Consider the following 13865-nt stretch of genomic DNA (forward strand, 5'->3'; position numbering starts at 1 on the left):
GTGACTAAAATATCAAATTATGCGCATCATAAAATGACCGCTTCAAACCATCAGGCTTAAAGCGGTCATCGTTATTCCCAGACGTCATGCATAACTTACAGTTTGGGGGCGGACGGATTGACATAGCAATGCGTCAATGCGACTCTTGGGATACTTTGATTGTACCTGAGCCGCGCCCGCAATGATACTCGTCACAGTTGGTCCTATCGTTGACGTTACTAAGTGTAACTAATCGGTATTCACCGATTGTAAGTAAACTAACTGGTCAGTTGAGATTTGTTCATATAACTGATTGCCCAGTTCAGCGCTATACGTCTTATTGGCCAACTGGGTCTGAATAAAGTTGTATTCCAGCTGAAAGGCTTCAATTAATAATTCATTTTGAACATCTTGTAAGTCCCGTTCTCCCGACAAGCGCCGGTGCCGTTCATCGTAGGCTCGACGGACGATACCGATAGCTTGCTGGTTTTCGGCAGTGATCGTCTTTGAGAGATAGGCCAGCACTGCATCATATGGTTGTTGTTCAATCGCACGCATCTGTTGCCACATTTCGCGATGACGCGACATCAATTCTGAGCGTTCTTGACCATGGCGCGCATGGTACTGACGGAAGGCTTTACGGCGAGCCCGGGCCTTCTTGGTTAGCGACCATTTGACCATTGCAAACCGGAAAAATAATTTAAACCGCTTGAAAAAGGTTTGCTGATTCTGGAGTCGCGTCTGGCTCGCCAAACGCATGTATTTATCTGCCGCTTGAGGCGTAATTTCATCGCGGTCGACCATTTGATTGATGGTCTGCTGTTCAACATCAAACGTGGCATCGAAGAGCTGCGACAATTCTGACCGTTTTGGCCGGCCATCCAGCGTCCGCTGCCCAGATAGGATTTCAATCACCTTACCCGTACCGACGTTATTGCCGTGGCGCGCCTGCATCAGTTGACTCGCATGAGTGACCATCTCCGCTTTGGCTGATGCTAACTCTTCTTCCGTCACTTTAACGGTTTGCTTCGGTAGCGTCAGCGGTAACAAGATCGTCGGTACCAGCAGGCTGGTCAAAATAACGACGGCGGCAACGAAAATAATGTCATTGCGGTATGGAAACGCACTGCCGTTGAGTGTTAGTGGCAATGAGAAGGCCATCGCCAGTGTAATCGTCCCGTGCACCCCACTGAGCCCCATCACAAACGCATTACGGGTCTTTTCGTGTGTATCCCAAGCGCGAATACGGGCCAGATCAAACCGCGTCCAGAAGAACCGCACCAGGGTCATCACTAGATATAGGAGAACTCCCAAGCCGATTAATACGGCCACTGACCCGGTATCACGCTGTTGTAAATGTTTGATGACGCTCGGCAGTGACACGCCCAACAGCACGAACACGATTCCGTTTAAAATACTAGCGACAATCGACCAGGTCGTCGACATCACGATTTGGAGGCGCGAAGTCGTCAGCCGTAACCGATCCGATTGCACGCCATGAATCAAACCAGTCGCCACCACGGCCAAGATGCCAGAAACGCCGAGAGATTCAGCTAAGAAGTAGACGACAAATGGTGTCAGTAACGTGTAAGGCACAATGACCGACGGCGTGTCCACACGCATATTGATCAACATGATTCGGATGGCGACGATGACGTATCCCAATACCAAGCCAACGATAATTCCGCCAACAAAGACGTATAAAAAATTCGTAATTCCGTGCCAGACGGAAAATTGGCCCGTCACAATGGCGGCAATCGCCAGATTAAAGGCCACGATACCGGAAGCATCGTTAAAGAGCGACTCATTTTCCAGCGTCGTCATGACTTCATCAGGAATCGCCACCTTAGTCGTAATCGATGAAACGGCCACGGCATCGGTCGGCGTAATAATTGCACCCAAGGCTAACGCCAGTGCTAATGAAAACTCTGGAATCAGTTGGTGCGTCAGTATCCCAACAATGAAAATCGTGACGATTGCCAACACGACCGCTAACGACAAGGTCGTCCCAAATTGGTGACTCAACTTACGGACGTTCGTATTTTGCCCGTCATTGAACATGAGAATCGAAATAATCACAAATAAGAATATTTCCGGTTCCAGCTCGAAGTCTTGATATAACGGAATTAATGACAAAATTAATCCGGCCCCAATTTGCAAAAAGGCGACCGGGACTTGATTAAAGCGTGCATAGACGGCATTTGCCACGACGACAGCCGCGACGAGGAGTAGCACTAAGAAAACAGTTTGCACACCAAAAATCCTCCTTGATTTAGTTGTTCTTTAATTTTAACGCAACTCGCCAGATAAACACACATTGTGACTTTGATTTACGACACTGATTTCTCACCGGTAGTCGAGCATCTACACTGCGTTGGGGTATCTGTATCGGGTGGCTAACAGTCGTGCAATCGGGAATCCGTTGATTTGCTCGTGGCCTGCTGTTGCCCGTACCGGTATCACTCACCCTTTAGCCTAAGCAGTTTACGACCACGCCAACGAATTCCCCCAACCATTGACAATATAATTATCGATAAAATTATATTGGCGACCATCCAACTCGCTGCCTTGCTTACTGTAAATGCCTAGCCCACATTAATTCACTTATGACGCACTTACTCCCCCACCCTTAATGATTGACAGGCCCCGTGAAGTTGTTTAGAGTAAAGCCATCTTAAGGGAGGTAATCGCACAATGGCAACCAATCAAGCGTTACTCATTATTGATTATACCAACGACTTTGTGGCCGACGACGGGGCCTTGACTTGTGGCAAACCAGGACAAGCGCTCGCGCCGACCATTGTTCAACTTGCTGAAACAATGGCTAACAATGGTGACTGGGTGTTGCTCCCAACCGACGTCCACACGCCTAACGACCCGTACCATCCGGAAAGTCGCCTCTTTCCACCGCATAACGTCCGCAACACCTGGGGTCGTGAACTGTATGGCCCCTTGAAGACTTGGTTCGACAAGCATCAAGCCGATGATCAAGTCTGGCAATTCGACAAGACCCGTTATAGCTCGTTTGCTGGGACCGATTTGGACTTACGACTACGCGAACGCCACGTCGATACGCTGCACTTAGTTGGTGTCTGCACCGATATTTGCGTGCTACACACTGCCGTCGATGCTTACAATTTAGGCTATCAGCTCGTGATTCATCAAGACGCTGTCGCTAGTTTTGATACGGATGGACACGAATGGGCCTTACGTCACTTTAAAAACAGTCTGGGCGCCAAAGTTGTTTAGACGCTTTTAATCGCAAGTCAGTCGGTCACGTTAATTTCAGACTGATTGACCAGTCCAAAAAAACCACTGCGAATCCAACCGCGTGATGCGGTCAGTTCGCAGTGGCTTTTGTGGTTAATTCGCGATTAGTTCAGCGTTGGTTCAACCCATTTGTGTTGCATAAAAATATTAATCGCGCCTTCAACCAGAATGACGATCAGCATAATCAAGCTGCCAACCCATAAGGAATCGACCTGCCCCTGATTGACCAATTGACTCGATAAATAACTAATCATATTCATGAGGAGACTGGCTAAGCGGAAGGCCACGTAAATAACGACGACCGTAATAATCACGTTCACAAACTGCTGACGGAATTTCGGTAAGAAGCCCTTCGCCGCGTTGGTAATGAAGTGGCAAGTCGCAATTGTGCTCCAAATCAACAAGGTGACGAGCACGAGGACTAATAACGTTCCAAGGACGAACTTCGTCACACCGCTGGCACTAAATTGACTGAACAGAATTGAAGTTGTCGTTAGACCACCCATCAAGTCCTGCCAACCGATACCAATGGTGATTGCCATCAGAACCACTTGCAAGAGCCAAACATAAATAATATTGGCAAGTGACGCCACCAAGTTAATCGTATACATCTTCCAATCGCTGACGGGCAACAACTGGAAGGTCCCCGACCGAAACGTCTTCTCATTAGCGACTGCCAACAAAATAAACCCGACGGCCAGTGGCAAAATCATCCAGGCACTTAAATTATAAAATAACGTTGCACCCGAAAAATTCCCTTTGATCGCGGTCCAGAGGCTCGTGACCAAGACTGCAATGATTTCAACGCCCACCAGGAGATTCATTTGTTTGAACCGCGGCCAGCTGAGTGCCTTAAAAAGTGGCCAACTATTTGTCATCCGTCGCACCTCCCGTATACAACTGTTCATAATAATCTTTTAATTCAATGCCATACCGATCACGAATCTCGTCAGTCGCCTGGTGCAACGTGATCGTTTGGTCTTTGACGACCACGATTTCGTCTAAGATCGGCGCAATTTCACTGACATAGTGGTCGCTGATGAGCAGAATGGCCTCATCAGGGGTCCACTTAATAATACTGTTGATGATTTTCTTACGACTCATGCTGTCGATACCACTGAATGGCTCGTCCAGTAAATAAACGGCCGCCTGACGACTCAGCGTCAGCGCAATAATCAGCTTTTCTCGGGTCCCCTTGGACAACTCGCCTAATTTCTGTTGAGCGTCGAGTTCCAAGAACGCCACCATTTCCTGATACCGAGTTGTATCGAAGTCTGGATAAACACTGGCATAAAATTTCGCAATCTGTTCTAATTTCATGCCGGTACTAAATCCGCTGAGGTGGTCCGTAAAACTGATGTGTTGTTTACGGGCAACCACGCCAGCTTCACCGTTGACCCGAATCTCACCGCGGCCTTTCGCCGTTCCCATGATGAGCCGCATCAGAGTCGTCTTCCCAGCCCCGTTTTCACCTAACAAGCCGACGATTTTTCCTGCTGAAAGTACTAATTGTACATCTTGTAAAATCTGCCGTTGATTGTGCTTGTACGCGACATTTTTAAGCGTCAATGTTGCCATTTGCGTCATCCTCCCGCTGTTCAATATATCGTTGCATGCGCTGAATGATGTCGGCATCATTCAAATTCAAAGCATGCAACTGCTGATAAGCTAGTGCTAACTGCTCGGTCACTAATTCCGATTGTAATCGGGCAATCTTCTCTGGGTCATCCGTCACAAAATTACCTTTACCACGCTGTGACGTCAGCGTTCCCTCTGCAATCATCTCACTGAGGGCCCGTTGAACCGTATTGACATTAACGGTCAAATCTACCGCCAATTGCCGAACCGCAGGCAACTTAGCCCCCGGTGGCAATGACCCGTCAATCATTTCATGATACATGTGTTGCTTGATTTGATAGTAAATCGGCACCTTGTCATCGAATTTCAACTGATCGGCCTCCCTAGTGTTCTATTTATCTATTACAATATAACACGTTGGCTCATTAAATGCAATCCGACACTGCCATTACGTGTGATAGCGGTTACATTTTCGACTTGAAACTCACCTCAGTAGCGCTATACTTAAGTTAGCAGTAGACCACAATTGGTCATCATAACGCGAAAGGGATGGGGAAACATGTTAAAAAATGAAAATGCCATCGCTTTGACTCGGGCAATCGACGTGGCGTACAGTGATCCTGAAGTACGTGCAATTCCTGAATTATCTGAAGCCTTAGCTAAAGCCGCACAGGATTTGGATTGCGTGATGGATCATCATCAAGTTGCCAGCCGGTTGAACCACTTATTAACCACCTGGGGCAGCAATCATTCTCGGGGACCCGCTGTCTTAGACCAGCTTTACCTTGTCACCTTACAAGATGGCGTCGATGTCCCATGTCAAGTGCCATACCAGCGGGGCTAATCAGTCCGTTTTAATGACATCCATAAAAGCAATCAGCCGGCAAGATTTTGCGGGCTGATTGCTTTTTATTATATATAAATTATTTTTTTGCTTTAATTTAATCTTATTTTAATTTAAAATGGAATCATAACCTACTAATACTTCAATCCGGATTGAAATGGTATTACATGAACACAACCACTGTCGATTTGAAAGGTGGACTAATATGGTTATTGTTAAAATTATCTTAGCGGCCTATTTACGCGGCGGACTCTTTTTCATTGCCGTGTACTATTTGATCACTGCTGACCCAGATGGCACACTGCAGCTCCATTGGACATGGCTTAATCTGTATTGGACGACTTCATTTCTGATTGCTTATCCATTACTGATTATCATCCGACCCCAAATCGGCCACCCGCATCTCAAAACCAAGTCGCTTCGTTCCAAGTCTGCTGCAATAGAACGTCAACAGCCCTCAAACTTAGCCGATACCTACCATGACGCGACTAATCCAGTTAAAAGCCGACTGGCAATCGACGCTGCTAATCAACAGCGGGATGCTGACATCAGTTTGATTGCTGATATTTTTTATTGTGGGATACTAATTATCATTGCGTTACCGGCACTCATCCTAGTTGGCTTGTCTCACCTGATTCACCATCGACCAAATAAAAAAGTTTAGTCATTTTATTAACATCCAGTTTAAGAGCAATTGTCAGTATTAGTCTAGTTCAAACAGCCGCACATGCCGCAACGACCAACGAATCGGCCACCACAGTGACTCAGCCAACATGACGGATGCCGCTCGAAGTCAGTGCTGGCAGTGGTTATCGCAATACTGATTGGCAGGACATGCGATAGACTGTCTTCAACATGATTGGTGATTTAGTAGTCACGCGCTCATTGTGCAATCCTCGTGTCTGCGTATCTATCATAATGACAATAATAACCTTTCGATTCAGGCCTGCGATGCAACTGAATCGAAAGGTTATTTTATTTCAATCGACATATTGTGCTAAGAAACTAGCGATGTGACGCTTATACCGTTGATAATTCTGAGTAATCGCAGTCGTGTGCCCTGCGCCTTTGACAAGCCAGAGTCGCTTGGGCTGATGCGCGTTGCGATACAGTTGTTTACCCATGCGGGTCGGCACAAAATCATCCTTCGTGCCACTGATAATCATAATCGGCAACCGGTTCTTACGAATTTGTGCGACCGCGTCCGCTTCTTTGAAACTATACCCCGCGCGTAATTTGGTAATCAGACTCGTCACGTTGACCAATGGAAACGCCGGCAAGTGATACAACTGGCCCGCTTGATAGCTGATAATGGCATTCGCACTGGTAAACGGACTATCGACCACGTACGCTTTGATTTGTGGAATCTGTCGCTCACCACTCGCCATGGTCATTCCAGCTGCACCCATACTAATCCCACTCATCACGATTTGCTTGGTTGCCGTCCGTTTGACGACGGTTCGGGCCCATTGCAAATCATCTCGCCGCTCGAGCCAGCCATAACCGACCGCTTGCCCCTGACTGGCACCGCTCGCACGTGAATCGGGAACTAGGACATTATAGCCGAGCTCATGATACATGCCTGCCCAGGCACCCATCAATGATTTATTGCCGGCAAACCCATGTGCCAGCACCACCGTTTTGGTCGATTTGTTGGCGGGAATATACCACGCGACCAATCGCAAATGATCATGCGATTCAATTGTCCACGTTTGTTTCGCCGTATGTAAATACCAATATTTTTCATGATAAACCTGACTCTTCTTCGATAATTTCGTACTCTGAGTCACGAACGATTTGTCGCCCCTGGCAATCGCAACGTGATAAAAATAACTCCCCGCACCAATTAAGCCACCAGCAACTAACACCACCAGCACAGCCAACGTTATCCACCACTTTTTCACACCTAACCACTCCTCGTATCTTGGCACTTCAAGACGGCCCAAATCTGCGTCGTACAGCACCAAATTTCATAAATAACGGCCAAAACAATCGATAATTCAACACAGGCTTTAAAAACGAGATGCCTGACCATCGTCAAAAATCCGCCCAAAGCGGCAAAATTTTGCCACTACTTCCATAATAACCGTTATAATTAAAGATAACTAGACCAGATTGAGGAGGCCAACATTCTATGCACTATTCAGAAACGTGGGATCTAGACAGCATTTTTGCCGGTGGCATCGATTCACCCGCATTAGCTGAAAAGATGACCACGATCAAACAACAATTAACCACGACTGCCGACGTTCTCGTTCATTGGCGGGCCGCAGCCGATACGCCGGATGCGGATTGGTTCACCCAACTCGTCAACAACTTGCAAGCGATTCAAGCCGGCATTGACCAAGCCACGGTCTTCGTTGTCGCCTACCAGTCTGCACACGCTGACGATACCAAGGCAGCGCCCCGACTGAATCAACTCTACCAACTCGACAATCAGCTGGATAATCTCTTGACACGCTTCAAAAAACAACTCGTGAAGTTGGATGCCAACACCTTTAAAGCACTCATCAAACAGCCGGCCCTAGCACCACTGGCTTTCAATCTCACTGAAATGCGCCAGCAAGGGTTAGCACTTTTAGATGACGATACAGAAGCCTTGATCAACAGCTTGGCCCTAGATGGTTTTCAAGGTTGGAGCGACCACTACGACACGCTGGTCAGTGCGATCAAGGTACCTTATACGGATGAAACTGGTCAGACGACGCAACTTTCAGCCGGGCAGGCCCAAAATATGTTAGCCGCTGCCATGCCAAACGAACAGCGCGCGCAATTGATGCGTAATTGGGAAGCGGCTTGGCAAGCGCACGCGGCCCCGTTTGCCGACACCCTGAACCACTTAGCAGGCTTTCGTCTGGCAAATTATCGCGCACACGGTACCGATGACTTTTTGAAAAAGCCACTCGAATTAAACCGCATGAGCCGTGCGACGCTGGATACGATGTACCAAGTCGTCGCCGACAGCAAGCACCTGTTACTCAGCTACTTGCAACGTAAAGCGCAACTCTTAGGCAAGTCACAATTGGACTGGCAAGATATCGAAGCCCCGCTCGCCTTAGGGGAAGTACCAAGTCAGACTTATGACCAAGCTGCCGACTTCGTGATTAAGAATTTCCAGCAGTTCAGCCCTAAGATGGGAGCGCTCGCTAAACACGCCCTAGAAAATCGGTGGGTCGAAGCCGAGAATCGGCCGAACAAGCGTCCCGGCGGCTACATGGAAAACTTGCCTGAAACGCACGAATCCCGCATCTTCATGACGTTCACTGGCTCGCCCAACGACACGGCAACGCTCGCGCACGAACTTGGACACGCCTTTCATGGTAGCGTGATTCAGGATTTACCGCTCTGGCGTCAGGATTATGCGATGAACGTCGCAGAGACGGCCTCGACTTTTGCAGAACTGATCGTTGCCGACGCGAGCGTCAAAGCTGCAGACGACACCAAAGCCAAGTTGACCTTGCTCGATGCCAAAATGCAAAACCCGCTTGCAATGTTCTTGGATATTCGCGCTCGGTACTTGTTTGAGACCCGCTTCTATGAAGCCCGGCAACACGGCATCGTCACGCCAGACGAGCTCTCACAGTTGATGCTGAACGCGCAACAAGAAGCGTACGGCAACGCTTTGAGTACTTATCATCCAATGTTTTGGGCCAGCAAGTTACATTTCTACATCGACGACGTACCGTTTTATAATTTTCCTTATACCTTTGGCTACCTCTTCAGCCTTGGAATTTACGCACAGGCGAAGACCCAACCGGACTTTGAAGACCGCTACATCGCTCTACTACGGGATACGGCCAACATGTCGACCGAGGACTTAGCTGCCAAGCACCTCAATGTGGACTTGACTAAGCCCGTGTTCTGGCAAGCTGGCGTCGCCCTAATCAAACGGGATATTGATGAATTTATGGCCCTATCCGCACCGCTAATCTAACAGAATGGAAGTGAGCATATGTTTCCAGAACGTTTACGCGCCCTTCGACGAGGGCAAAAAATGACCCTGGCCCAACTCGCGACCGCGCTCAATCAGATGCCCGCCGCTGAACAGACGACCCGCAAAAATACCGCAGCTCAAATCGGCAACTGGGAACGTAATTTACGGACCCCTTCCTACCTAGAAGTTCGTAAATTAGCCGAGTTTTTTAACGTCACCACTGACTATTTATCAGGAAAATCGGACCAAGAAGAATACGACCTCGGACGGATTTTTTTATCTGGCAAACCACTGACGTTCAACCAGGAACAACTGTCCAGTGAAGACCGTTATGAACTATTTCAACTGATGGACGGCTACTTACATGGCCGTCAACACCGGGCCACGACGGACGTGGTCGGTCAGGAAGAATTAGATCTACATTTCGATGACTAGGAGTTATTATGAATCCCAAGAAATTAAAACAACTCAAAAAACGGGCGAAACAACAAGCCGTGACCCCCTACATTCAACAAATGACGCGTTACCGCACGTTGTTTAAAGACGACCCGCAAATCCTCGTGCTGATCAATAACGTGCTAGAAGCAGACCGGCTATTGGCCGCTGGACTGGCACCGCAGCAACTGCCGGTCTTAGAAGTGCCGGATGACTTTCAGGATCAGCTGTTTGCACGCATCAATCAACAGTACCCACTGGGCGACCCGGCTGGTGATGCCGCGTGGAACCAATTGTCAGCGGCCCTGCCAAAGGTCGACAAATTGTTGCGTGATTTCCGAGATTATTTGGAAGCGCAATACGGCATGTGGGCCTACATCAGCGCCCCATTTCTCAAAGACTTAGCTGATTTCACTGGTAATGCCCCGGTGTTAGAAGTCATGGCTGGCAACGGCTACATTTCAAAGGGGCTCAAGCGGCTGCATCCCAGTCAGCCAATCTACACGACCGATTCTAAGGATTGGACGCACGAGACTGGTAATCAAACGGGACGCCACCCGGTCACATCGATTGAAGCACTGGATGCTGTCAGTGCCTTTAAACAATACGCCGGGTCCATCAAGTACGTTATCATGGCCTGGTCACCCGACAAATTGACCATTGATTGGGACCTTTTACAGGCAATGCGCCAAGATGAGCACGATATTCCACTGATTGTCATTGGTGAAAAGTACGGTGCAACTGGTTCCAAACAATTCTGGGACGAAGCGACCTATCAAACTGACGATGCGGTGACTAAGTTAAATGCCCATTTTCGGCGATTTGATCTGATTCACGATCAGGTCTACGTCGTCCGCTAACGCCCTCATTACTAATGCGCTAAATTAATCAAAACGAGCTTTCGGAATTTTTTCTGAAAGCTCGTTTTTTGCAGCTTATTTCATATTGTGTGTTGACAAAAGCAGCGTCGCTTCCGCTCCCATCAGTTGTCAGTATTCTGGATTATAAATCTAACTGCTTCAACTGTGCTAATCCCGCTACCAGTGACGCCCGCGATATTCCCCCGCTGGCGAGGTTCTGGTCATCAAATCGGTTGAGTGTCGCGTAGAACCAGATGCCTAACTTCAAGAATTCTGAGGCCGTCATGGCGTATTGTAACGCTAGCAACCGGTCTGCGGCTTGCGCATAGGCGTGCTTGTCGATTAATTGTGTCAGTTCGACTTGGTGCAGTAACGGTTTATCTTGTAACTCTGGAAAGACGACTTGGGTCTCACCACCCTTACGACGACTCAAAGTGTATCCCAGCCCCGTCGCAAATGCGCGCAACTGCCGCATCAACCAATCACTTTCATCTTGCATGGTGGTCTCCCCCTAATTATGCGCCATCCAGTATATCGCTGTGATCGTTAAAATCACGGATAACGTACACATATAGCCGTAAAAGTGTTTTTCAGCCTTCGTCCGCGCGTGGTTTCCCTGGTACGCATCCGCCAAGCTGGTGATGAACGTTGCCAGAATCGTGTACAGAATCAGCCCTGTAAACGCGTAAGCACTCCAAGCACCACCAATTCCGCTGTGGGCCCGTTGTAGGCCGTAACCAATCAACCAAACCAGGCCTAAAATAAACGTCGGTCCGGCAATTAACCGTCGATGAATCATCGTGTACTCCCCCTTTGTTGGTACCAATCGTCCTCAAGCATCGTGTTGACTGCTACTAAGATTCAAGCGGCAGCATTCACGAATACCGGCCTCCCCATTTGACCGGCTATCACATCTATCATTAAATCGTATGCTCATTATCCACCTTTTTACAGGTATATACCACTAGAACGACGCGTAAAAAAATTGGCAGCTCTTCCACAATGGAAGAACTGCCAATTCGTGATTCCAATCTCAACGATTAATCGTGAGGTTTATTGTACCTTGAATTCTTTGAAGTAACTGGATAATGGTTTCAATTCATTAGCATCGTACTTTTCTTTAAATGCGCTGACCGAAGCATCGGATGTCTTGGCTGGATCGACATCCAGAATTTCAACTGGTAAGCCCCGTTTGTCAGTAATCTTAGCATCAATCAAGACTGGACGACCCGCTTTTAATTCGGCCATGGCCGTTTCAAAGGCATCATGTAATTGGGCAAAGTGGTCGACACGAATCCCTTTGACGCCCATCCCTTCAGCGATTTTTGCAAAGTCGGCATCGAGCAAATCAATCCCATAGTATGGTTGCGGCACGTCCTCTTGTTCAGACTTAATAAAGTTCAACGTTTGGTTAGACGTGACAATATTGAAGATTGGCAAGTGGTACTTTACTTCGGTCAACAAGTCTTGCATGACCATTGAGAAGGCCCCATCACCGGCAATATTGAAGGCTTGACGGTCAGGATAGCTCATCTTGGCAGCAATTGCCCCGGGAACGCCGGCACCCATCGTCGCAAATAGTGCGGAGGTCAATAGTTTTTGCTTAGGGTTCATCTTTAAGAACCGGAAACTGTTGATGGTGTTGTCACCGACATCCATTGAGAAGACGGCATCGTCTTCTGCGACCCGGTTGATTTCTTGATAAACTTGTTCATATTCCAGTGGATCAGTCGTCCGTTCACTTAACTTCTTCAAGTACTGCTTCCAATCAGCCATGTCGGCCTTGGCAGCTTGATAGTATGGTGATGGTGCAGCCTGTTCACTCAAGGCTAAGGCCCGTTTGATGAACACCTTGGCATCGCCATTGACACCGAAGTCTAAATGGTGATGACGACCAAATTTACCAGGATCTAATTCAATTTGAACATACTTGAAATCATGGGTCGTGTACATAATTTGGGCGAATGAATAGTCCGCACCGACTGAGACAACTAAGTCCGTAATCCCCATGAGTTCATCCGCAGCCTTGGAAGCAGCCCGGTAAGCACTGCCCATGTTGCCATCGAAACTATCTGGAATGACCCCTTTGGCTAAACCAGTGATGATGATTGGCACTTGTAACCGTTCAGCTAAAGCCATCATATCTTCGGTCGCGCCACGAGTCCCTTGACCAACGTGGAAGACGGGGTACTTGGCAGCTTTGATCATGTCTAAGACGGTCTTGACTTGGTCATCCTCGATTTCAGGAACGCCCCGTAACTTGGCAGGAACACTCGCTGAATCATAGTTTTCATCCGGAATTTCAACATACCCAAAGTCATTTGGAATCGTGACGACGGCAACGCCATTTTCCCGGTAAGCGGTCCGGATTGCCTTATCGACAACGTATGGTAGACTTTCAGGCGTCATTACAGTCCGATTGAAGACGGCGACGTCACTGAAAATTGGTTCTTCTGCAAATTCTTGGAAATAATCATAGTTCATATTGGTATGGGCAACTTGACCCACTAAGGCAAGTACGGGAACGTGGTCTTCCTTCGCATCGTACAGTCCGTTCAGCAAGTTAACGGCACCAGGGCCTGCAGAACCAAATGCGACACCGATCTTCCCGGTTAACTTCGCATCAGCCGCGGCAGCTAGTGCACCAACTTGTTCGTGACGCACTTGTACGTATTGGAGCCGATTTTTCTCGACGTCCAACGCGTGCATGGTTGAATTAAACGACCCACCGGCATAGCCGTAAATCTGCTTAATATCCCAAGCTTCTAACACTTTCAACATTGCGACGGATGCTTCAATCATCTTTGCCATAGTAAATGCCTTCTTTTTTAAATTTGTTGTATACGTTTTCATTTACGATTATTAGCATACATCTAAATTGTTCAAAATTCAATTGTAAACAATCATTATTTTGAAAATATTGGCTTAACTAACCAAATCGTCACGCCGACTCCCCCGTCAAAGC

The 13865-nt window shown here is 47.9% G+C and carries 14 protein-coding genes; 6 read left to right on the forward strand and 8 right to left on the reverse strand.

Annotated features, from left to right (window positions below; translation table 11 throughout):
- Positions 1-228 precede the first annotated feature (228 nt).
- On the reverse strand, positions 229-2232 hold the full coding sequence (locus KGF65_RS01790) for a Na+/H+ antiporter (protein ID WP_101873100.1): 2004 nt from the start codon (positions 2230-2232) through the stop codon (positions 229-231).
- Between the two features lie 441 nt (positions 2233-2673).
- On the opposite strand from KGF65_RS01790, the gene KGF65_RS01795 reads away from it, so the two are divergent.
- Positions 2674-3228 carry a cysteine hydrolase family protein gene (locus KGF65_RS01795; RefSeq protein ID WP_101873099.1) on the forward strand — a complete coding sequence of 185 codons (555 nt, stop codon included), beginning with the start codon at positions 2674-2676 and terminating at the stop codon, positions 3226-3228.
- 125 nt (positions 3229-3353) lie between these two features.
- Here KGF65_RS01795 and KGF65_RS01800 read toward each other — a convergent pair whose 3' ends face one another.
- From KGF65_RS01800 to KGF65_RS01810, 3 genes are read right to left on the reverse strand one after another with little or no spacing between them, the layout of a single operon-like run.
- Positions 3354-4127: an ABC transporter permease gene (locus KGF65_RS01800; protein ID WP_101873098.1), complete on the reverse strand. Its 774-nt coding sequence runs from the start codon at positions 4125-4127 to the stop codon at positions 3354-3356.
- Entirely contained in the window at positions 4117-4827 is a 711-nt protein-coding gene (locus KGF65_RS01805) for an ABC transporter ATP-binding protein (protein ID WP_216747941.1), read from the reverse strand. Before KGF65_RS01805 ends, KGF65_RS01800 begins: the two co-directional genes overlap by 11 nt.
- A complete protein-coding gene (locus tag KGF65_RS01810) occupies positions 4808-5197 on the reverse strand; it encodes a GntR family transcriptional regulator (RefSeq protein ID WP_050339579.1) in 390 nt (129 codons plus the stop codon). The genes KGF65_RS01805 and KGF65_RS01810 overlap by 20 nt, the downstream gene beginning before the upstream one ends.
- Before the next feature lie 189 nt (positions 5198-5386).
- Between KGF65_RS01810 and KGF65_RS01815 the strand changes: the two genes are divergently transcribed.
- Both KGF65_RS01815 and KGF65_RS01820 read left to right on the forward strand, forming a co-directional pair.
- On the forward strand, positions 5387-5671 hold the full coding sequence (locus tag KGF65_RS01815) for a bacteriocin immunity protein (RefSeq protein ID WP_050339580.1): 285 nt from the start codon (positions 5387-5389) through the stop codon (positions 5669-5671).
- 205 nt (positions 5672-5876) lie between these two features.
- Complete coding sequence (locus KGF65_RS01820) at positions 5877-6335, forward strand: hypothetical protein (protein WP_101873097.1); 459 nt, start codon at positions 5877-5879, stop codon at positions 6333-6335.
- 316 nt (positions 6336-6651) lie between these two features.
- On the opposite strand, the gene KGF65_RS01825 is transcribed toward KGF65_RS01820, so the two are convergent.
- Positions 6652-7575: an alpha/beta hydrolase gene (locus tag KGF65_RS01825; RefSeq protein WP_101873096.1), complete on the reverse strand. Its 924-nt coding sequence runs from the start codon at positions 7573-7575 to the stop codon at positions 6652-6654.
- 230 nt (positions 7576-7805) lie between these two features.
- Between KGF65_RS01825 and KGF65_RS01830 the strand changes: the two genes are divergently transcribed.
- The 3 genes from KGF65_RS01830 to KGF65_RS01840 are packed head-to-tail and all read left to right on the forward strand — an operon-like array spanning position 7806 to position 10900.
- Positions 7806-9605 (forward strand): M3 family oligoendopeptidase, encoded by a 1800-nt coding sequence (locus tag KGF65_RS01830; protein WP_105924024.1) that lies wholly within the window; start codon positions 7806-7808, stop codon positions 9603-9605.
- Positions 9606-9623: 18 nt separating this feature from the next.
- Positions 9624-10040 carry a helix-turn-helix domain-containing protein gene (locus tag KGF65_RS01835; RefSeq protein ID WP_003639358.1) on the forward strand — a complete coding sequence of 139 codons (417 nt, stop codon included), beginning with the start codon at positions 9624-9626 and terminating at the stop codon, positions 10038-10040.
- An 8-nt stretch (positions 10041-10048) separates the two neighbouring features.
- Positions 10049-10900 (forward strand): SAM-dependent methyltransferase, encoded by an 852-nt coding sequence (locus tag KGF65_RS01840; protein ID WP_101873094.1) that lies wholly within the window; start codon positions 10049-10051, stop codon positions 10898-10900.
- A 142-nt stretch (positions 10901-11042) separates the two neighbouring features.
- Here the strand turns inward: KGF65_RS01840 and KGF65_RS01845 are convergent, their stop codons facing one another.
- From KGF65_RS01845 to spxB, 3 genes are all read right to left on the reverse strand, one after another.
- Positions 11043-11399, reverse strand: a complete 357-nt coding sequence (locus KGF65_RS01845) for a DUF6483 family protein (RefSeq protein ID WP_216747942.1) — start codon at positions 11397-11399, stop codon at positions 11043-11045.
- A 12-nt stretch (positions 11400-11411) separates the two neighbouring features.
- Positions 11412-11699 (reverse strand): LasU family protein, encoded by a 288-nt coding sequence (locus KGF65_RS01850; RefSeq protein WP_050339589.1) that lies wholly within the window; start codon positions 11697-11699, stop codon positions 11412-11414.
- Positions 11700-11953: 254 nt separating this feature from the next.
- Positions 11954-13711 (reverse strand): pyruvate oxidase, encoded by a 1758-nt coding sequence (gene spxB / locus KGF65_RS01855; RefSeq protein WP_088770948.1) that lies wholly within the window; start codon positions 13709-13711, stop codon positions 11954-11956.
- Positions 13712-13865: the final 154 nt, after the last annotated feature.

The organism is Lactiplantibacillus sp. 30.2.29 (genome assembly GCF_018991255.1).
In the GTDB taxonomy this organism is placed as follows: domain Bacteria; phylum Bacillota; class Bacilli; order Lactobacillales; family Lactobacillaceae; genus Lactiplantibacillus; species Lactiplantibacillus pentosus.